At 68.7% G+C, this 19,306-nt stretch carries 17 protein-coding genes; 9 read left to right on the forward strand and 8 right to left on the reverse strand.

Annotated elements, in window-relative coordinates; all coding sequences use genetic code 11:
* Positions 1-151: 151 nt before the first annotated feature.
* Together ahpF and katG are read left to right on the forward strand one after the other, a co-directional pair.
* Positions 152-1,741: an alkyl hydroperoxide reductase subunit F gene (gene ahpF / locus BLU08_RS08375; RefSeq protein ID WP_090198116.1), complete on the forward strand. Its 1,590-nt coding sequence runs from the start codon at positions 152-154 to the stop codon at positions 1,739-1,741.
* A 325-nt stretch (positions 1,742-2,066) separates the two neighbouring features.
* Positions 2,067-4,268: a catalase/peroxidase HPI gene (katG, locus tag BLU08_RS08380; protein WP_090198119.1), complete on the forward strand. Its 2,202-nt coding sequence runs from the start codon at positions 2,067-2,069 to the stop codon at positions 4,266-4,268.
* A gap of 61 nt (positions 4,269-4,329) precedes the next feature.
* Here katG and BLU08_RS08385 read toward each other — a convergent pair whose 3' ends face one another.
* Positions 4,330-5,184 carry a LytTR family DNA-binding domain-containing protein gene (locus BLU08_RS08385; RefSeq protein WP_090198123.1) on the reverse strand — a complete coding sequence of 285 codons (855 nt, stop codon included), beginning with the start codon at positions 5,182-5,184 and terminating at the stop codon, positions 4,330-4,332.
* A 157-nt stretch (positions 5,185-5,341) separates the two neighbouring features.
* Between BLU08_RS08385 and BLU08_RS08390 the strand changes: the two genes are divergently transcribed.
* Positions 5,342-5,899 carry a DUF2306 domain-containing protein gene (locus tag BLU08_RS08390; protein ID WP_090198126.1) on the forward strand — a complete coding sequence of 186 codons (558 nt, stop codon included), beginning with the start codon at positions 5,342-5,344 and terminating at the stop codon, positions 5,897-5,899.
* Between the two features lie 33 nt (positions 5,900-5,932).
* Here BLU08_RS08390 and BLU08_RS08395 read toward each other — a convergent pair whose 3' ends face one another.
* The 3 genes from BLU08_RS08395 to BLU08_RS08405 form a co-directional block, all read right to left on the reverse strand.
* Entirely contained in the window at positions 5,933-6,535 is a 603-nt protein-coding gene (locus tag BLU08_RS08395; RefSeq protein WP_090198129.1) for a Smr/MutS family protein, read from the reverse strand.
* Positions 6,532-7,734: a murein transglycosylase A gene (locus tag BLU08_RS08400; protein ID WP_090198132.1), complete on the reverse strand. Its 1,203-nt coding sequence runs from the start codon at positions 7,732-7,734 to the stop codon at positions 6,532-6,534. The genes BLU08_RS08395 and BLU08_RS08400 overlap by 4 nt, the downstream gene beginning before the upstream one ends.
* A 78-nt stretch (positions 7,735-7,812) precedes the next feature.
* Positions 7,813-8,484, reverse strand: coding sequence for a Tim44/TimA family putative adaptor protein (locus BLU08_RS08405; RefSeq protein WP_090198133.1), 672 nt, complete (start codon positions 8,482-8,484; stop codon positions 7,813-7,815).
* A 325-nt stretch (positions 8,485-8,809) separates the two neighbouring features.
* Here BLU08_RS08405 and secB point away from each other — a divergent pair, with 325 nt between their 5' ends.
* The 4 genes from secB (at position 8,810) to BLU08_RS08425 (ending at position 13,039) form a co-directional block, all read left to right on the forward strand.
* Positions 8,810-9,349 carry a protein-export chaperone SecB gene (gene secB, locus BLU08_RS08410; protein ID WP_090198136.1) on the forward strand — a complete coding sequence of 180 codons (540 nt, stop codon included), beginning with the start codon at positions 8,810-8,812 and terminating at the stop codon, positions 9,347-9,349.
* Positions 9,350-9,377: 28 nt separating this feature from the next.
* Complete coding sequence (murJ, locus tag BLU08_RS08415) at positions 9,378-11,006, forward strand: murein biosynthesis integral membrane protein MurJ (protein ID WP_090198139.1); 1,629 nt, start codon at positions 9,378-9,380, stop codon at positions 11,004-11,006.
* A gap of 24 nt (positions 11,007-11,030) precedes the next feature.
* Complete coding sequence (trpS, locus tag BLU08_RS08420; RefSeq protein WP_090201174.1) at positions 11,031-12,050, forward strand: tryptophan--tRNA ligase; 1,020 nt, start codon at positions 11,031-11,033, stop codon at positions 12,048-12,050.
* Positions 12,051-12,355: 305 nt separating this feature from the next.
* Entirely contained in the window at positions 12,356-13,039 is a 684-nt protein-coding gene (locus tag BLU08_RS08425; RefSeq protein ID WP_090201176.1) for a DUF4136 domain-containing protein, read from the forward strand.
* A gap of 82 nt (positions 13,040-13,121) precedes the next feature.
* Here BLU08_RS08425 and dut read toward each other — a convergent pair whose 3' ends face one another.
* Positions 13,122-13,577, reverse strand: coding sequence for a dUTP diphosphatase (gene dut / locus BLU08_RS08430; RefSeq protein ID WP_090198142.1), 456 nt, complete (start codon positions 13,575-13,577; stop codon positions 13,122-13,124).
* Positions 13,574-15,211 (reverse strand): phosphopantothenate--cysteine ligase family flavoprotein, encoded by a 1,638-nt coding sequence (locus tag BLU08_RS08435; protein ID WP_090198146.1) that lies wholly within the window; start codon positions 15,209-15,211, stop codon positions 13,574-13,576. The genes dut and BLU08_RS08435 overlap by 4 nt, the downstream gene beginning before the upstream one ends.
* 238 nt (positions 15,212-15,449) lie before the next feature.
* On the opposite strand from BLU08_RS08435, the gene BLU08_RS08440 reads away from it, so the two are divergent.
* Entirely contained in the window at positions 15,450-15,851 is a 402-nt protein-coding gene (locus BLU08_RS08440) for a DUF4345 family protein (RefSeq protein ID WP_090198152.1), read from the forward strand.
* Positions 15,852-15,855: 4 nt separating this feature from the next.
* On the opposite strand, the gene ubiB is transcribed toward BLU08_RS08440, so the two are convergent.
* A complete protein-coding gene (gene ubiB, locus BLU08_RS08445; RefSeq protein WP_090198155.1) occupies positions 15,856-17,424 on the reverse strand; it encodes a 2-polyprenylphenol 6-hydroxylase in 1,569 nt (522 codons plus the stop codon).
* A gap of 51 nt (positions 17,425-17,475) precedes the next feature.
* Entirely contained in the window at positions 17,476-18,249 is a 774-nt protein-coding gene (locus BLU08_RS08450) for a class I SAM-dependent methyltransferase (protein ID WP_090198158.1), read from the reverse strand.
* A 130-nt stretch (positions 18,250-18,379) separates the two neighbouring features.
* Here BLU08_RS08450 and mutM point away from each other — a divergent pair, with 130 nt between their 5' ends.
* The gene (gene mutM / locus BLU08_RS08455; protein WP_090198160.1) at positions 18,380-19,195 is read left to right on the forward strand and encodes a bifunctional DNA-formamidopyrimidine glycosylase/DNA-(apurinic or apyrimidinic site) lyase; all 816 of its coding nucleotides are present in this window, start codon (positions 18,380-18,382) and stop codon (positions 19,193-19,195) included.
* The last annotated feature ends 111 nt before the right edge of the window (positions 19,196-19,306 follow it).

The following is a 19,306-nucleotide window of genomic DNA, read 5'->3' on the forward strand; positions in this document are numbered from 1 at the left end:
GCCGCTTGATGCGGGTCAAGGCGAGGCGCGAGGGGGCACGTACCATCACCGAATTCCCGGACATCGATCCGGCACCCGCGCCCCGACCGAGGATCCATCAAGGCTCCGCGTCGAAGGAACCGCGAAAGAAAGGCAGCAAGAGGTTTAAGCCATGCTCGACCAGACCATGAAGGCCCAGCTCGGGCAGTATCTCCAGAACCTGCGCCAGCCGATCGAGCTGGTCGCGACGCTGGGTGACGACGCGAAGAGCGCGCAGACCCGCGAACTGATCGAGGAAATCGCCGCGCTGCACGACCTCGTCACCGCGCGGTTCGACGGGACCGAGGGCCGCGTGCCGAGCTTCCTCATCCGCCGCGCCGACGATCATGCTTCCGCCGTGCGCTTCGCCGGCCTGCCGATGGGCCACGAATTCACCAGCCTCGTGCTCGCCCTGCTGTGGGCGGGCGGCCATCCGCCCAAGGTCGATGCCGACCTGGTCGAACAGGTCCGCGCGCTGGAGGGCGAGTTCGAGTTCGAGATGTTCTTCTCGCTCACCTGCCACAACTGCCCCGACGTGGTGCAGGCGCTGACCCTTATGGCGCTCGAGAATCCCAATGTCACCGCGACCCTGATCGAAGGCGGCACCTTCAAGGACGAGGTCGAGGCGCGCGACATCCTCGCGGTGCCCGCGACCTTCCTGAATGGCGAGCTGTTCTACAACGGCAAGATGGAACTGGCCGAAATACTCTCGCGCCTCGACACCGGGGCCGATGCCAAGGCGGCGGCCAAGCTTGCGGCGAAGGACCCGTTCGAGGTTCTGATCGTCGGCGGCGGGCCGGCCGGCGCGGCGGCCGCGGTCTACACCGCGCGCAAGGGCTTTCGCACGGGCATCGCGGCCGAACGCTTCGGCGGGCAGCTGATGGACACGCTCGGGATCGAGAACCTGCCGGGCACGACCTATACCGAAGGGCCGAAACTGACCGACAACCTGCGCGCGCAGGTCGGTGAATACGCCATCGACGTGATGGACCTCGCCAATGCGACGGCCCTGCGCCCCGCATCCGAAAAGGGCGGGATGCACGAGCTCGAACTGTCGAACGGCGCGGTGCTGAAAGGCCGCGCGCTGATCCTCGCCACGGGCGCGCGCTGGCGCAACCTCGGCGTGCCGGGCGAGGCGGAATACCGCAACAAGGGCGTTGCCTATTGCCCGCACTGCGACGGCCCGCTGTTCAAGGGCAAGCGGATCGCGGTGATCGGCGGCGGCAATTCCGGCGTCGAAGCGGCGATCGACCTTGCCAACATCGTCGGCCATGTCACCCTGATCGAATTCGACACCAAGCTGCGCGCCGACGAGGTGCTGCAGGCCAAGCTGCGCTCGATGTCCAATGTCGAGATCATCACGAACGGCCAGACGACCGAGATCACCGGCGACGGCAAGCGCGTAAACGGCCTCGTGGTGAAGGACCGCGAAAGCGGCGAGGAGCGCCGGATCGAACTTGAAGGCGTGTTCGTCCAGATCGGCCTCGTGCCCAACACCGAATGGCTGAAGGACTGCGGCATCGAACTTTCGAAATACGGCGAGATCGTGGTCGATGAACACGGCGCGACGAACCTGCCCGGCATCTATGCCGCGGGCGATGCGACGGTGGTCAAGGACAAGCAGATCGTCGTCGCGATGGGCACCGGAGCGACCGCCGCGCTGGGCGCATTCGATTACCTCATCCGCAACGAGCCGGTGGAAGAGATCGCGCAGGCGGCGTAACGGTCGGGGCTCGCCCGTCCGGGCGAGCTTCCCCGGCGCTGTTCCTCAGATTCGCTCCGGGCGCCTGCGGGCAGCCGGTCGACCTTGCGGGCTCCCATGCGGGAGCCCGTTTGCGTTCGGGTGTTTCCCCCAGTGGCCATCCCCGCGAACGGGGGACCCGGAATCACCCGGGGCCGGGGCAGGCCTTTCCGCTCACAAAATCGATCAATCCGGCCGAATTAATCGATTGGACAGATCACAGCGACTCCATCATCCTCTCGCCATCAAGACCGGCTATCCCCGAGTCCCGGGGGCGGGCGGCACAAGCAAGAGAGAGGAGGACATCATGGACGCGAAGACAGGTGAAATGGGCGGCTGCCCGGTCCACGGCAATGCGATGCGTTCGCTGCTCGGCCGGACCAACCGCGACTGGTGGCCGGAAGCATTGCAGCTCGATATCCTGACCGAGGGCGGACGCAGCGCGAACCCGGCGGGCGAGGATTTCGACTACGCGGAAGCTTTCAATGCGCTCGATTACGAGGCGCTGAAGCAAGACCTCCATGCGCTGATGACCGACAGCCAGGACTGGTGGCCGGCCGATTACGGGCATTACGGGCCGTTTTTCATCCGCATGGCGTGGCACTCGGCGGGGACCTATCGCACCGGCGACGGACGCGGCGGCGCGGGTTCCGGCCAGCAACGCTTCGCCCCGCTCAATTCCTGGCCCGACAACGGCAATCTCGACAAGGCGCGGCGCCTGCTCTGGCCGGTGAAGCGCAAGTACGGCAAGAACATCAGCTGGGCCGACCTTATGATCCTTGCCGGCAATGTCGCGATCGAGAGCATGGGTGGCCCCGTGTTCGGTTTCGGCGGCGGGCGCAAGGACGTGTTCGAGCCCGAAAGCACCTATTGGGGCACGGAAGAGCAATGGGTCAACGAAGGCGTCGCCACGCGCATCCAGCCCAAGGAAGGCAAGGCGCTCGAAAACCCGCTCGCCGCGATCCAGATGGGCCTCATCTACGTCAATCCCGAAGGACCCGGCGGCGATCCGCACGATCCCGAGGGCATGGCGCGCGACATGCGCGAGACCTTCGCGCGCATGGCGATGAACGACGAGGAAACCGTCGCGCTCACCGCCGGGGGCCACGCCTTCGGCAAGTGCCACGGGGCGGAACCCTCCGACACCTTCGGCCGCGCGCCGGAGAGCGAGGACCTGCACCTGATGGGCTTCGGCTGGCTCAACGACGAGGCGGAAATCGCCGCCGGCAACATCACCACTTCGGGCATCGAGGGCGCATGGACCCCGAACCCGACCGAGTGGGGAGGCGACTATTTCCGCCTGCTGTTCAAATACGAATACGAGCTGGTGAAGTCGCCCGCGGGGGCGTGGCAGTGGACGCCGATCGACCCCGATCCCGAAGACATGGCCCCCGACGCGCGCGATCCTTCGAAGAAGGTGCCGACGATCATGACCACCGCCGATATGGCGCTGAAGTGGGACCCGGACTATCGCAGGATTTCCGAGCGGTTCCTGAACGACCAGGCCGCGCTCGACGACGCCTTCGCCCGCGCCTGGTTCAAGCTGTGCCACCGCGACATGGGCCCCAAGATCCGCTATCTCGGCCCGGAAGTGCCGGAAGAGGAGCTGATCTGGCAGGACCCCGTTCCCGCCGGCAAGGCCCCCTCCGACGGCGAGATCGCGGCGTTCAAGGCCAAGGTGCTCGAAAGCGGCCTTTCGGTGAGCGAACTCGTCAAGGCGGCGTGGGCCTCGGCCTCGACCTATCGCTCGTCCGACCACCGCGGCGGCGCGAACGGGGCGCGCGTGCGGCTCGCCCCGCAGAAGGACTGGGCGGCGAACGATCCCGATGAACTCGCCAAGGTCCTCGCCACGCTCGACGAACTGCGCGGCGACATGAGCATGGCCGATGCGATCGTGCTTGCCGGTTCCACGGCGGTCGAGAAGGCGGCCAAGGATGCGGGGGTCGAGATTACCGTCCCCTTCCTCGGCGGGCGCGGCGATGCGGACGAGGAGCACACCGACGCGGCGAGCTTCGAGCCGATGGAGCCCTTCGCCGACGGTTTCCGCAACTACCTCAAGACCAAGGCCGACGTGAAGACCGAGGACATGCTGATCGACCGGGCGCACCTGCTCGGCCTCTCGATCCCGGAAATGACCGTGCTGGTCGGCGGGATGCGGGCGCTGGGCGCGGTCAGCGGCAATCGCAGGCACGGGGTCCTGACCGACCGGCCCGGCGCGCTGACGCCCGATTTCTTCGTCAACCTGCTCGACATGGGGACCAAGTGGGGCCCGGTCGAGGACAGCGGCGACGAGGAATATGTCGGCACCGACCGCAAGACCGGCGAGGAACGCTGGCGCGCGACGCGGGCGGACCTCGTGTTCGGCTCGAACTCGCAGCTGCGCGCACAGGCCGAATATTATGCCGAAATGGGCAACGAGGTAGCCTTCGTGTCCGACTTCGTCTCGGCCTGGACCAAGGTGATGAACGCCGACCGCTTCGACGTGACCTTCGCCCGGTATCACGCCTGATCCGGCAGTGTTCGGCGACAAGGGCCTCCGGGAGGGATCCCGGGGGCCTTTTTCGTGCCCGCTAGAACCAGCCCGCCTCGCGCAGTTCGGCGACCTGCGCGCGGGCGACCGGCGCCTCGATCCCGCGCGGCAGTATAAGTCGGACGTTGCGCCCTTCGCGCTTCACGTCCTCGACCGCGCCGCGTGCCACCCACCAGCTGCGATGGACCTGCCGCCCGTCGAGCGCCGCCAGATGCGCGACCGCGTCGCGCATCCGCATCAGCACCAGATCGGACCCGAGCGCGGTGTGGACCCGCACGTAATGATCCTCCATCTCGAGCGCGATCACCTCGCTGCCGAGTTCGGGCGCCAGCCGGGCGAGCAGGGGGTTGCCGCCAAGGTCCGGTGCGAGCAGGGCACGGCGCGGGTCCCGGTCCGCCACCGTGCCGTCGAGCCGCCGGCCGGGCGCCGTGCCGGGATCCTCCGCCCGCGCGCCGCGCGAGCGGATCAGCTGGAACAGCAGCACCACCGCCCCGCCCACGACGAAGACGTAGAGATAGTGCACCAGCGCCAGTTCCAGCCCCGGCAGGGGGATCGGCGGGGGCAGGTGGGTCGCGATCCAGACGATCGCCGCCATCGGTACGGTCGCCAGCAGCGTCGCCGCGAACCACAGCGCCGCGCGCGGCAGGTCGAGCGCAGCCTCGGCCCGGTTCACGAGGAAGCCCATCGGGCGATAGATCGCATAGCCGAGATAGGCGAAGGCGAGCCAGCTCACCAGCCGCCAGGCGAGCGGCAGTTCGATGCTGCCGAACGGCCCGATGATGGCGAGGAAGACGCCGACCGCGCCCATGATCGCAAGGTCGATCAGCACGCCGCGCAGGGCGGGCGCGCGAACAATGCGGAGGTCGTCGCCGGGGGAGACGGAAAACTCGGCCATGGCCGGCAAATTACCCTGCCCTTTCGCGCTTCGTAAAGTGGCACGGCGCGCAGCTCGCGCAGGGCCGGCCCATTTCACGCAGGCGCGATTGCCCGCGAAGGGCGTGCCGTCATGCTGGGGGGCAATCGAACCTGCACACCTGACGGGAGCGTTTGCGATGACCGATCCTGCCCTTTGCCCGCCTCTCTCCGGCGGGGGCGTCCGGCCCCGCCCGGGCGGCTTCGACCTTTCGCGGCGCCTGCGCGCGCTCGTCGCGCTGATCGCACTGGGCATGAGCGCGCTCGCGCTGGCTGCCGTGCTCCGCGCCCTTGCCGGTGCCGCGCCCCATCATCCCAATATCCGCGAGGTCGCCACCCTCGTCCATGTCGTCGCCGTGCTGCCCGCCATCCCGCTCGGCGGGTACCTGCTGCTCGCGCGCAAAGGCACCGCGCGGCACAGGGCCCTGGGGAGCGTGTGGGCAGGCCTGATGGTCGTGACCGCCCTGTCGGCGATGTTCATCGGCCAAAGGCACGGGGAGCTTCACCTAAGCCCGCTCCAGCTCTTCGTTCCGCTGACCCTGCTGGCTTCGTGGAAGCTCGTCGCCGCCGCGCGTCGGGGGGACATGAAGACGCACCGGAAGGAAGTGCTGGTGCTGTTCCTGGGCGCGCTGACCATCCCCGGTCTCGTCGCCTTCCTCATGCCGGGCCGGATGATGGCGACGTGGTTGTGGGGGTGAAGCGCGTTGGGGTGAGGCTTGCGGGCCGGCCGCTCAGCCTGCTGGCCGCTTGAGCACGAGGTAGAGCGCGCCCTCGCCCCCGTGGCGGACATGGGCGCGGCGCACCGCCGCGATCGCGTCGGCGTGGCGGCTCGCGGCGAGCCAGTCGAGCAGCTTCGCCCGGATCGCGCCGCGCCGCTCCATCCGGTCGGCGGGATCGACCGGCCGTTCCCGGCCCGCCACCACCAGCACCACCCGCGCCCCCATCGCCCGCGCCTGATCGAGCCCGCCCATGATCCGCGCATGGGCGGCATCGAGCGTGTGGCCATGGAGGTCGAGCGTCAGATCGGGGGTCACGCGGCCGGTCTTGATGCGGCGGTTCCAGTGCGAAGCGAGCTCGGAGGAAAAGCGCGGGCGCGGCGCAGGCGATGCAGGGACCGGGCGTGGGGACTGGGAGACGGCGGCGCGGCGCCGGGTGCGGGCGGGCGGCGGGGCGGGCTTCGGGCTCGGGGCGGGGAGTGGGGGACCGGTGCCCCCGCCCTCTCGCTCGCCCTCATCCGCGCCCGGCACCTTGCGCCCGGCGAGCGGCGTCACGCTTTCGGCCAGCCGCGCCCAGGCGGCGCGCTCTTCGGGCGAGAGGCCGCGCGGCGCGCTCACCGGCGCTGCGCCAGCCGGTCGAGCGTGCCGGCGGGCAGCAGGACGAAGGCTTCGCCCCGCCCGCTCATGGTGCCGGCGATGGCGCGCGCCTCCTCGCCTGCACCCCAGAAGGTGTCGAAGCGGTTCGCGCCCTTGATCGCACCGCCGGAGTCCTGCGCGATCCACAATCCGTCCGCCTCGTCGCGGTCGAGGTCGAGCCAGACGGGCGCGCCCAGCGGCACGAAGCGCGGATCGGCCGCGACCGACGCGCGCGGGCGCACCGGCACGCCGAGCGCGCCGAGCGGCCCGTCGCCATTCAGTTCGCGGAAGAAGATCCAGCTTTCGTTCAGGCGCATGAGCGCGCGCCCCTCGTCCGGGTTCTCGCGCAGGTAGGCCATGATGCCCTGCATCGAGCCGGGATATTGTCCCGGACCCTCGCCCAGCAGCCCGCGCTCGCGCATCACCGCACCGATGCTGGTGTATCCGCGCCCGTTCTGCCCGGCATAGCCGATGCGGATCACCTCGCCCTCGGGCGTGACGAGGCGGCCCGAACCCTGGATCTGGAGGAAGAAGAATTCGACGGGGTCGGCGGCCCAGGCGATGACGGGAGCGCGCCCTTCGAGCGCACCGTCCTCGATCTCGGCGCGGCTGTAATAGGGCACGAAGGCGCCGCTCGCATCGCGCCGGCCAAGCGGCGGCGGCCCTTCGCGCTCGGACGGGGGCAGGTCGGCGGGCCATTCGCGCACGAGATCGCCCGGCATGGCATAGACCGGCACTTCGAAGCCGGGGCGGCGGGTACGGCTGCCGAGTATTTCCGGCTCGTAATAGCCGGTGGCGAAGGCCTCGCCCGCGCCGATGCGGGCGGTTTCGAAATGGGCGGCGAAGAAATCGCTCGCGCGGGTTCCCGGCCAAGTGGCGGCGGCGGAGCAGGCGGCACGCCAGTCGGCCCCCTGAGCGAGGCCGCTCGCATCCTCGCGGCCGAGCAGGCGCGGGCATGATTCGCGGAAGGACGCAAGCGCGGCCCGGGCGTTCGGGGGCGAAAGGCCGAGCGCGCCGACCGGCGGACCGGGCTCAACGCCGGCGAGGAAGGCGCTCGCGGGGGTTGGGGCGGGCGGAGGGCCAGAAACCGCAGGCGGGGGCGCGGAGGGCGGGATCGCCGCGCAGGCCGCGAGGACCAGCGACAATCCGCAAGCGGCCCCGATTGCGACCGGCACACGCATGATCCTGCCCCTGTTTATCGTCCCCGCCTTCCCCTGGCCCCGTCCGCGCATCGGCCACCGTTAGGGGGCGAAAGCGCCTCAGCCCTCGTCGGTTTCGTCGAGCAGCCAGTTGGGATCCTTCGACGCGGTGTTCCGCGTGAAGGTCCACACGTCGCGGCTTTCGATCGCGTCGTCGAGCGAACCGGCGATCACGTTGCCGTCGCGGTCATAGGTGACCGCCGCGATGTCGGCGACGAAGAGCACCGCGATGCGCGCCGTGCGGCCGCCGCGACCGCCGTCGAGCGAGGCCGAGTGAATGCGGGTTTCCTCGATCCGGATGAGCTTGTTGTCGAGCCTCTCGCCCGCTGCCTCGCGCGCGTCGATCGCGGCGACGAAGCCTTCGTAGACATCGTCATCGCACAATTCGCGGAGCGTTTCGCGGTCCCCGGACCAGAACGCCTCGAGCACCATTCGATAGGCGCCCTTCGCCCCTTCGAGGAACTGGGCGAGGTCGAAGCGGCTGTCGGCCTGCGCGATTTCGCGGATGCCGCGTTCGACCGCGGGCATGACGCCTTCCATTTCGATCACGCGCTGTTTCGGGGGCGCGGCGTATTGCGGCGCCTGGGGCGCGCGCGGTTCGTCGTCACTGCCCGAATCGAAGCGCTGCGGGATCGATTCCTCTTCGTGTTCGGCCCGGCGGCCGAGCACGGAATACAGCCGCAGTCCCAGGAAAGCGGCGATCATGGCGAGGATGACGATTTCTACGATCACAATGGATACCCGATCTCAATTGGTGGTCGCCCCGCTCCTCCCGCGGTGCGACGCAAGAACCCCTGTCGTGCCCGAAATAGGCATCAATTACAAATTGCCAACGCCGAATCGGTTGCAAATTGCCGCATTTTCCCTGCGTGACGAGCGATAGTCGCACATTCGCAGAGGCTTGTGGATAGCCCACCTCGCCGATCCGGCACGGGCCGGTCAGGTTGCGGGCTCGCGGCACCGGTGCTACGCGCGCGCCGGAAGCCGTTTTTCCCGCGCCATGCGGCCGGGCCGGGCGGATGGAACCGACCACATTCCTTTTCGAAAGACTTTTCCCATGGCCGAAGAAGGCGACGTTCTCACCAATCTCGACAACCAGCCCGGCGCGAACGGCACGGACAACCAGCCCGCCGCCGCGATCATCACCCAGTATGTCAAGGACCTGTCGGTCGAGAACCCGAACGCGCCCGACGTCTACCAGTGGCAAGGCCAGCCCCGGATCGACGTGCAGTTCAACATCGGCGCGCAGCCGGCCGGACAGGAAGTCCACGAGGTCACGCTCAAGATCAACATCACCGCCTCGGGCGAGAAGGGGCACTTCTACCTCGTCGAGCTGGCCTATTGCGGCCTCGTCGGCCTGCGCAACATCCCGGAGGACCAGGCTCACGCCTTCCTCTATGCCGAGGCGCCGCGCCTGCTGTTCCCCTTCGCCCGCCGGGTGGTTGCCGATGCGGTGCGGGATGCCGGCTTCCCGCCGCTGGTGGTCGATCCGATCGATTTCGGCGGGCTCTACGTGCAGCAGCTGAACGCGCGCCGCCAGCAGGCAGAGCAGGGCAAGCAGGGCGCCGCGACACCCACCCCCGGCGGCGACGCCTGACGCGCGCCCCCAGGCGGGCCGTTCAGCCGTGAGCCTGCTCAGGAATGTCGGCACGATCGGGTCGCTGACCCTGTTGAGCCGTGTCGCCGGGATGGCGCGCGAGATGATCTTCTCGCGCGTGCTCGGCGCCAACGGGGTGACCGACGCCTGGTTCCAGGCCTTCATAATCCCCAACGTCTTTCGCCGCCTGTTCGCGGAAGGCGCGTTCTCGGCCGCCTTCGTGCCGATGTTCTCGAAGCGCCTCAACGGCAGCGACAACGGCAGCGACGACCGGGAAACGGGGCTGGAGGAGGCGCGCGGCTTCGCCGCCGAGGTGCTGAGCGTCTTCCTGCCGGTGCTGATCGCGCTCGTCGCCCTGTTCGAGCTCGCCATGCCGGGGGTGATCTGGCTCCTGTCGGAAAAGCCGGTCGATCCCGCGACCTATCCGCTCGCGGTCGATTTCGCGCGGATCATGTTCCCCTACATCATCCTGGTCAGCCTGGTGACGCTGTTCACCGGGATGCTCAACTCGGTCTCGCGATTCGCGCCCGGGGCGAGCTTCCCGATCATCCTCAACCTCGTCCTGATCGCCGCGCTGCTCGCCGGGGAATGGTTCGCCGAAGCGACCGGCGCGAGCATCGCGGAAATCGCCTATGGCATCGCCTGGGCGGTGGTCGGGGCGGGCGTGATGCAGCTTGCCTGGCTGTATTACTGGGTCCGGGTCGAGGGATTCCGCCCGCGCCTCACGTGGCCGCGCATCACGCCCGAGGTGAAACGGCTCGCGATCATCGCCCTGCCCGCGGCGATCGGGGGAGGGGCCTACCAGATCAACACGCTGGTCCAGCTCTACTTCCTGAACCAGCTCGACGACGGATCGGTGAGCTACATGAACTACGCCGACCGGCTGAACCAGCTGCCGCTCGGGATCATCGGCATCGCCCTGTCGACCGCGATCCTCCCGACGCTGTCGAAATTTGTCGGCAGCGCCAATCGCGACGGCGCCGACCGGATCCAGTCGGACGCGATCGAGCTGGCCATGCTGCTCACCATCCCCGCCGCGGTCGCTCTCGCCGTGTGCGCGACGCCTTTCGTCATGGTCATCTTCGGCGGGGGCGAGTTCACCCTGGCCGATGCGGCGGCGACGGGCGACGTGCTCGCCGCGCTCGTCCTCGGCCTTCCGGCCTATGTGCTGGTCAAGGTGCTGGTGCCCAATTTCTACGCCCGCGCCGACACGAAAACGCCGGTGGTCGCTGCCTTCATCTCGCTCGCCGTGTTCGTCAGCGCCTGCATCGCCAATGTCGGGCTGTCGGTGGGCGGGGCCGGTTTCGAGGGGCTCGGCTACGGCGTTGCCGGCATCGCTTTCGCCAGCGTGATCGGAGCCTGGATCAATGTCGCCTTCCTGCTCGCAGTGCTGGCAAGGCGCGGGCATTACACCGTGCCGCCGTCGCTGATCGCCCGAATCGCGCGGCAGGTCTTCGCAGCGGCGGTGATGGGCGCGGCGCTGTGGTTAGCGCGCGATGCGCTCGCCGGGGTGTTCGACGACGGGCTGCTCGTCGGCTTTCTCGCGGTCGGTGCTCTGGTCGCGGCGGCAGCGCTGGTCTATTTCGGCATCGCCTTCGCCACCGGCGCGATCGACCGCGCCCGCATCGCCACCCTCACCAGGAAGAGAGCCCCTTGAATGACTTCGCATGACAGCGCCCCGATGACCGTCGTCTCCGGCATCCAGCCGACCGGCAAGCCGCATCTCGGCAATTACCTCGGCGCGATCGTCAATTACGTGAAGCTGCAGGACGAGGCGGTGGCGAGCGGCGGGGAATGCTTCATCTTCCTCGCCGACCTCCACGCGCTGTCGATGCCGCACGTCCCCGCAGAGCTGAGCGCGGCGACCCGCGAAATGGTCGCGACGCTCGTCTCCTGCGGTGTCGATCCGGCAAAGACCGTGCTGTTCAACCAGGCCCAGGTCCCTGCCCATGCCGAGCTGCAATGGCTTCTCAACGGCACGGCGCGGATGGGCTGGCTCAACCGGATGACCCAGTTCAAGGACAAGAGCGGGAAGAACCGCGAAGGCGCGGCGGTTGCGCTGTTCACCTACCCGGTGCTGCAGGCGGCCGACGTGCTGCTCTACAAGGCGACCCACGTGCCGGTGGGAGAGGACCAGAAGCAGCATCTCGAGCTTGCCCGCGACATCGCGCAGAAGTTCAACAATGATTTCTGCGAGCCGGACGCGCCGCTCTTCATCCTGCCCGAACCCTTCATCCCGCCGACCGCCGCGCGCATCATGTCGCTGCGCGACGGGACCGCGAAGATGTCGAAGTCCGACCCCAGCGACATGAGCCGGATCAACCTCGTCGACGACGCCGACACGATCATGAGGAAGATCAAGAAGGCCAAGACCGACCCCGAGCCCCTGCCCTCCGAGGAAGCCGGGCTCGAAGGGCGGGCCGAGGCGAAGAACCTCGTCGGGATCTACGGCGCGCTGACCGGGCAGAGCACCGCCGAGGTGCTGGCCGAGCATGGCGGCGAAGGCTTCGGCGCGTTCAAGCCGAAGCTCGGCGAGCTGCTGGTCGAAACGCTCGCCCCGATCAACGCGCGCTTCCGCGAGCTCAAGGCCGACCGCGAGGCGCTGGACGCGATTCTCGCGCGCGGTGCGGCGCAGGCGCGCGAACGCGGGGTGCCGACGCTCGAGGCAGCCTATCGCGCGCTCGGCCTAGTGCGTGGCTGACGGCGCCCGGGCATCCCGGAAACCCTTGATCGCGCGCCTTTTTCCGGCGAAGCGAGCCGGTTGCGCGTTCAATGAAGGTTCATGCCCCCGGAGTTAGAAGGCCGCATGACGGTGCTGCATCCGCGCGCCGGTCAGGTCGCACGATTTGTCGAGGCCAACGGACAAGCCGCCAGCAAAGGGCGGGCCGCCATGCCATCCCGACGAAAGGGCTCTCGCAGCCGGGGAACGAGAGGGCATGGCGGCCGGCCGGACGAGGCACAAGGCGCTGGTGAACTTGTCAAAGGTATGCCATGGAATATTCTGACATGAACCCGACCCGCCGTTCCTACACCGCCACGGTCCGAATCGGCCTCGCGCTTGCCCTCGCAGGCAGTCTCGCCGCCTGCGCGACCCCGTTCAAGGCGGACGTGTCGCGCTTCGCCGCGCAGCTTCCCGCCCCGCAGGGCGAAACCTTCGCCGTGGTGGCCGAGGATCCCAAGCTTGCCGGCGGGCTCGAATTCTCGATGTACGCCGACCTCGTCGCGGAAGAGCTGACCGAACTCGGTTACGCCCCCGCCGCGTCGCCGGCCGAGGCGAACCTGCTGGTCCGCTTCGACTATGGCGTCGACAACGGGCGCGAACGCATCCGCACCAATAACGTGGGCGCCGGCGGTCCCTTCTTCGGCCCGTGGGGCGGCTGGGGCGGCTTCGGCGGCTTCGGCTTCAACCGCGGCTGGGGTTTCGGCTTCTACGACCCGTGGCTCGCCGGACCGGACGTGCGAAGCTACACCGTCTACACCAGCGGGATCGCGATCAAGATCGACCAGACCTCGACCGGCGAACGCCTTTTCGAAGGGCAGGCGCAGGCCGTTTCCCGCTCGAACCGGCTGCAGCAGCTCGTGCCCAACCTGGTCGATGCGATCTTCACCGATTTCCCCGGCAATTCGGGCGAGACGCTGCGGATCACGATCCGCGACGACGACACCAAGAAGGTCAAGGAAATCGACTGAGCCGGGCACGCACCGGCCATTTCCGGATGGGAGGGAGGCGGCGCCAGGGGATCGGCGCCGCCTTTTTTCATGCGCCCGGCGCCTACAGCCCGGCGTGGCCCCCGGTCGAGCCGAAACCGCCCTCGCCGCGCGCGGTCTCGTCGAGCTCGGCGACCTCGCGCCAAGCCGCCTGCACGACCGGCGCTAGCACGAGCTGCGCCACCCTGTCGCCGCGGGCGATGGCGAAGGGTTCGCTGCCGTGGTTGATCAGCAGCACCTTCAATTCCCCGCGATAGTCCGAATCGATCGTGCCGGGCGTGTTGGGCACGGTGATGCCGTGCCTGAAGGCCAGGCCCGAGCGCGGACGGACCTGGATCTCGTATCCCGGCGGGATGGCGAGCGCGAGGCCGGTCGCGACCGGGTGCCGCGCGCCCGGCGCAATCGTCACGTCTTCGGCCGAGACCACGTCCATGCCCGCCGCGCCATCGGTCGCATAGGCCGGCAGGTCCAGCCCTTCGCCATGCGGCAGGCGCTTCACCGCGACGGGGATGGCGGTCATTCCGCGGCTTCGGCCTTGAGGCTCGCGGCGATCCGCTGGGCGAGCGCCATCGCGACCTCGAGCTTGGGCATCCGCTCGAGCGTCTCGACCCCGCTTTCGCTGACGATGTGGACGAGGTTCTCGTCTCCGCCCATCACGTCCCCCGAAACGTCATTCGCGACGATCCAGTCGGCCGCCTTGCGCTTGCGCTTCTGGCGGGCATTGCCGATCACGTCGCTGGTTTCGGCCGCGAAGCCGATGACGAGTTCGGGCCGGTCCTTGCCCGCGGCGAGATTGGTGAGGATGTCGGGGTTTTCGGTCAGCATCAGCGCCGGCGGGGCGGAGCCGCGCTTCTTCAGCTTTTCCGGGCGGTATTCCTTGGGCCGCCAGTCGGCCACCGCGGCGACCATCACCGCGGCATCGGCGGGCAATGCCTTCCTGACCGCTTCGGCCATTTCCCCGGCGGATTCGACGTCGATGCGCTTAACCCCGGCGGGCGTCTTCAGCGCCACCGGCCCCGCGACCAGCGTGACCTTCGCGCCAAGCGCGGCGGCGGCGGCGGCGATGGCAAAGCCCTGCTTCCCGCTCGAACGATTGGCGATGTAGCGCACCGGATCGATCGCTTCCCAGGTCGGCCCGGCGGTGACGAGGACGTGGCGACCCTGGAGCGGGAGGTAGGCGGCATCGCCCTCGAAACGCGGCGCATCGCCTTCGGCCGATTCGATTGGCGCGGGCTCGATCGGTTCGGGCCGGGCGCGGCGCGGGTCGAATTCGTGGTTGAGCGCATCGGGATCGATCGGCGGCGCGGAAGACGCGCCGCCCTTCTTCGCGAGCAGGGGGCCGCCGAAATCGGGCTTGAACTCGGGCGCTTCCTCTTCGGGGGGAAGGTCTTCGCCCTCCGGCAGGTCGACCGAATCCGGGTCCTGTCCGAAATCCTCGTATTCGGCCTCGATCTCCTCGTGCGTGCGCTTGGCGGTGGAGCGCGGGATGATCCGCGACAACAGCCCGCCGAGCCCGCGCCCGACGTCACCGTCATCCGGGCCGTCGTCCTCCGCTCCGGTCTCGAACTCTTTCGCGGGGCGCGCCGCGGGGGCCGGTTCCCCGACCTCGATCCCGAAATGGGCCGCGATCTCGCGCCAGATCGCCTGCGGTTCGGGCAGGCGGCCATAGCCGAATTCGCCGCAGGCCATCGCGCCTTCGTCCGGGTGCAGGACGGTGACGCCCGCCTGCCGCAGCCATTCGATGTTGCGCTGCGTCGTCTCGTGCTCCCACATCTTCACGTTCATCGCCGGGACCGCCATCACCGGCTTGTCGGTGGCGAGGATCAGAGTGGTGGCGAGATCGTCGGCGATCCCGCTCGCCATCTTGGCGACGAGATCGGCGGTGGCGGGGCAGACGACGACGAGGTCGGCTTGGCGCGAGAGCTGGATATGGCCCATCTCGACCTCGTTCTTGAGATCGAACAGGCTGGTGTAGACTTGATTTTCCGACAGCGCGGCAAGCGACATGGGCGTCACGAACTGCTGCCCGCCCTTGGTCACGACGCAGGTGACCTCGCCCCCGCCCTTGCGGATCAGGCGGACGAGTTCCAGCGACTTGTAGGCCGCGATACCGCCGCCCACGACCAGCAGGATTTTCGGCCCAGAGCCGCTCATCGCGTCACGCATCTCCTCATCGCCGCCAGGCGCAGGGCCGGGCCGGGCCGGCAGGCGCCCGTTCGGCCGGCGAGTCCCCTAACCGTCAAGCCCTCGCCGCCAAGGGCCAGCGGGTGCCTTGCGCCCGCCATGGTTAAGGTTTCCCTTATAGAGGCTCGAAGCCCCGGCGCCAAACGCCTTGAGACGAAGGCCGCGACAACGGCATAAGGGCAACGCCATAACGAAGAGGATTCCGTCGATGACCGTCACCCTGCTGCGCGCCGCCCTGTTCCTTGCCGGGCTGACCTTCATCATCATCGGCGGGTCCTTCCTCGTCGATCCGGCGGCGATGGGCGGCGGCTTCGGCCTGGTGCCGCGCGGCGCGCAGGGCCTGTCGAGCCTGCGCGGCGATTTCTTCGCCTATTTCGTGGTCGCGGGCGGGTGTCTCATGTTCGGCGCGTGGAAGCGGCGCGGCGAATTCCTGCTGGTCGCGGGCGCGATTTTCGGCCTCACCTTCCTCGCGCGCGCCTACAGCCTGGTGGTCGACGGATTCTACCTCGGCTGGGTGACACCGATGGGGATCGAGGCGGTGACGGTGATCCTCGTCCTTGTCGCAAGCCGCATCCTGCCGAGCGGCGCGCTGGTCGAGCGGGCGCAGTGACGGCTCAGCCGATGACCCCGGCGGCGACCAGCGCCAACATCGCGCCCGCGCCGACCGCGCCGGCGAGGAGATAGCCCGGCAGCGAGCCGCCCTGCCGTTCCCGCGCGCGCCGTTCGGTGAGGAGCCGGATCTCGGGCAGGGGCGGCGCTTCGGGCGCGCCGCCCTTGGGCGGGAACTTCTCTTCCAGACGGCGGATCAGGCCGGGCAGGCGCAGCAGCGTCTCGGTATCCTCCTTGAGCCGGTCGGCGAGCGCGGATTCGGGGCCGAGCTCGTCGCGGATCCACGAGCGGACATAGGGCGCGGCGGTGTCCCACATGTTGATGTCGGGATTGAGCTGGGTGGCGATGCCCTCGACCATCACCATGGTCTTCTGCAGCAGCAGAAGGTGCGGCTGGGTCTGCATGTCGAAATCGCGGGTGATCGCGAACAGCCCGTCGAGCATCTGGCCGACCGACAATTCCTTGACCGGCTTGCCGCGCATCGGCTCGCCCACGGCGCGCAGCGCGGTGGCGAATTCGCCGACCGAATGGTAGGAGGGCACATATTGCGCCTCGAAATGGATCTCGGCGACGCGCTGGTAATTGCCGGTCGTCAGGCCATAGAGGATTTCCGCCAGCCATTGCCGCGCGCGCCGGTCGATCCGGCCCATGATCCCGAAATCGATCGCAACGATCGTCCCGTCATCCTCCACGAACAAATTGCCCTGGTGCATGTCGGCGTGGAAGAAACCCGCGCTGATCGCCTGGGTGAGAAAGCTGATGACGAGCTTTTCGGCGATCGCGGGGAGATCGTGGCCCCGCTCGATCAGGGCCTCGGTGTTCGAGATCTTGACCCCGTCGATCCACTCGATCGTGAGCACGCGGCCATTGGTGCGGTCCCAGTCGATCGCGGGGATGCGGTAGCCCGGAACGCCCTTCATCTGCTCGGCAAGCTCGCTCGCCGAGGCCGCCTCGCGCCTGAGGTCGAGTTCCGAATTCGACCAGCGCTTGAAATTGGCGATGGTCAGGCGCGGGCGCAGGCGCGAGGCCTCGCCGCCCATCGCCTCGACATGGGCGGCGGCCCATTCGTAGGTCTGGATGTCGCGCGCGAATTTCTGGCGGATGCCCGGACGCAGGACCTTGATCGCGACCTTGCGCCCGTCGTTCGTCACGCCCTTGTGGACCTGCGCGATCGAAGCGGCCCCAACCGGCACGGGATCGACTTCGGCGAACAGCGCCTCGAGCGGCTGTTCGAAGCTCGCCTCGATCTGCTCGCGGATCTTATCGAAGGGGACGGGCGGGAGGTTGTCCTGCAGGCTGAGGAGATTGTGCGCCGCTTCCTCGCCGACGAGGTCGGGCCGCGTCGCGAGGCTCTGGCCGAGCTTGATCGCCGCCGGACCGATCGCACGGAAGGCACCGGCGTAGTCGCGCGGGCCTTTCGCGCTGGTGAAGGTCGCGAGCCGGGCGAGCCTGACCAGCCGGCGCAGGGCGGAAGGCGCGTTGGGATCCTCCTCGATCCCGACCAGCGCGCGGCGGCGGGCGAGCGTCGTTCCCCAATTGGCGAGGCGCAGAAGGTGGATGGCAGGAGCGGTCATGTCAGGTCAGTGCGCTCGAAGCGGCAAAGGGTTCCCTCGGGCTCGCGCGGGTCAGACCTTCCAGCCCGAATGGATCGCGACGAGCCCGCCCAGGATCGGCTCGACCCTGGTGTTCACGAAGCCGGCGCGCGCGATCATCGCCTCGAATTCGGCCATGCGCGGAAACTTGCGGATCGATTCGACGAGATAGCGATAGGAATCCGCATCGCCCGCGATCACCTGGCCCATGCGCGGCAGGAGCTGTTCGGAATAGAGGTCGTAGGCCTCCTTCAGCCCCGACCATTCGACGGTGGAGAATTCGAGGCAGAAGAACCGCCCCCCCGGCCTCAGCACGCGATGGGCTTCGGCCAGCGCGCGGTCGATGCGGGTCACGTTCCTGATGCCGAAGGCGATGGTGTAGGCGTCGAAGCTGGAGCCGGCGAAATCGGTCGCTTCCGCGTTCTGGCGGGTGAAGACGAGGCTGCCTTCGTCCTCGCTCCCGCCGCGTTCGACCGCGCGCTCGGCCCCGACGTCGAGCATGTCCTGGTTGATGTCGGCGACCGTCACGTGGGCCCCGCGCGCGACCATGCGGAAGGCGATGTCGCCCGTGCCGCCGGCCATGTCGAGCACCTGTTCGCCGCGCTGCGGCTTCACCCGTTTGACGAAGCGGTCCTTCCACAGGCGATGCATCCCTGCCGACATCGCATCGTTCATGATGTCGTATTTCCCGGCCACGCTGGTGAAGACCGCGCCCACGCGGCGGGTCTTTTCCTCGGGGGTCACGTCCTCGTAGCCGAAGGAGACGGTTTCGCTGGTTTCGGAAGGGCTGGAAGCTGGCTCGTTCATGGGGCCATGCCTTAGGGTGAATCGCGCGCGGGGCAAAGGCCTTGTATTCGCGCGGAGAGCCGGCGAAAGCGTGCCGCTCCCCCTGACCCTTCCCGGCGCGGTCCGCGCCGTTCCATGACAGCAGCCCGAAATGCCCGAACTGCCCGAAGTCGAAACCACCGTGCGCGGGCTCGCCCGCTTCCTCGAAGGCCGGCGGATCGCGCGCGTCGCGGTGAACCGGCCGGACCTCAGGCGCCCCTTCCCGGCCGATCTCGTGCAGGTGCTGACCGGGGCGCGGGTGACGGCGCTCGCCCGCCGGGCGAAATACGGCCTCCTCCACACCGATCGCGGGCGCACGATGATCTTCCATCTCGGCATGAGCGGGCGCTGGCGGATCGACCCTGCCGAACCGCACGTCCACGACCACCTCGTGATCGAGACCGAGGGGCACCGCTTCGCCCTGTGCGATCCGCGCCGCTTCGGTTCCGTGGATCTCGTCGAAACCGCGGCGCTCGAAGCCTGGCCGCAATTCGCCGCGATGGGCCCCGAACCGCTCGGCGGGGACCTCACCCCGGCGTATCTCGAGGCCGCGCTCGCGGGCAGGAGCCAGGCGATCAAGCTGTGCCTGCTCGACCAGCGCATCGTCGCCGGGCTCGGCAACATCTATGTCTGCGAGGCGTTGTGGCGGGCGCGGATCCATCCGCGCAAGGCCGGCGACAAGGTGACGGGGGGGCAGCTCGCAAGGCTCGTCCCCGCGATCCGGGACGTGCTCGAAGCCTCGATCCGCGACGGCGGCTCGACCTTGCGCGACTATGCCGCACCCGACGGGGAACTGGGCTATTTCGCGAGCTCCTTCGACGTCTACGGGCGCACCGACGAGCCCTGCCGGCGCGCGGACGGCGGGACCATCCGCCGCTTCGCGCAAGGCGGGCGCAGCACCTGGTTCTGCCCCAGGTGCCAGAGATAGCGCCCGCAGCCAGGGCTGCCCCGCGCGAGATCCCGTGCGAATCCTTGACCTTTGTGCGTTCCGGCGGTAAGCGCCCCGCTTTCAGACGCATGGAGAGCTGCTCCGGGCGTC

This window comes from Erythrobacter sp. HL-111 (genome assembly GCF_900105095.1).
Classification (GTDB): Bacteria; Pseudomonadota; Alphaproteobacteria; order Sphingomonadales; family Sphingomonadaceae; genus Erythrobacter.

Bases quoted from the DNA above. Each gene is read 5' to 3' on its own strand.
- ahpF (WP_090198116.1), top strand. From the start codon at position 152: ATGCTCGACCAGACCATGAAGGCCCAGCTCGGGCAGTATCTCCAGAAC.
- katG (WP_090198119.1), top strand. From the start codon at position 2,067: ATGGACGCGAAGACAGGTGAAATGGGCGGCTGCCCGGTCCACGGCAAT.
- BLU08_RS08385 (WP_090198123.1), bottom strand. From the start codon at position 5,184: ATGGCCGAGTTTTCCGTCTCCCCCGGCGACGACCTCCGCATTGTTCGC.
- BLU08_RS08390 (WP_090198126.1), top strand. From the start codon at position 5,342: ATGACCGATCCTGCCCTTTGCCCGCCTCTCTCCGGCGGGGGCGTCCGG.
- BLU08_RS08400 (WP_090198132.1), bottom strand. From the start codon at position 7,734: ATGCGTGTGCCGGTCGCAATCGGGGCCGCTTGCGGATTGTCGCTGGTC.
- secB (WP_090198136.1), top strand. From the start codon at position 8,810: ATGGCCGAAGAAGGCGACGTTCTCACCAATCTCGACAACCAGCCCGGC.
- trpS (WP_090201174.1), top strand. From the start codon at position 11,031: ATGACCGTCGTCTCCGGCATCCAGCCGACCGGCAAGCCGCATCTCGGC.
- BLU08_RS08425 (WP_090201176.1), top strand. From the start codon at position 12,356: ATGAACCCGACCCGCCGTTCCTACACCGCCACGGTCCGAATCGGCCTC.
- dut (WP_090198142.1), bottom strand. From the start codon at position 13,577: ATGACCGCCATCCCCGTCGCGGTGAAGCGCCTGCCGCATGGCGAAGGG.
- BLU08_RS08435 (WP_090198146.1), bottom strand. From the start codon at position 15,211: ATGAGCGGCTCTGGGCCGAAAATCCTGCTGGTCGTGGGCGGCGGTATC.
- BLU08_RS08440 (WP_090198152.1), top strand. From the start codon at position 15,450: ATGACCGTCACCCTGCTGCGCGCCGCCCTGTTCCTTGCCGGGCTGACC.
- ubiB (WP_090198155.1), bottom strand. From the start codon at position 17,424: ATGACCGCTCCTGCCATCCACCTTCTGCGCCTCGCCAATTGGGGAACG.
- BLU08_RS08450 (WP_090198158.1), bottom strand. From the start codon at position 18,249: ATGAACGAGCCAGCTTCCAGCCCTTCCGAAACCAGCGAAACCGTCTCC.
- mutM (WP_090198160.1), top strand. From the start codon at position 18,380: ATGCCCGAACTGCCCGAAGTCGAAACCACCGTGCGCGGGCTCGCCCGC.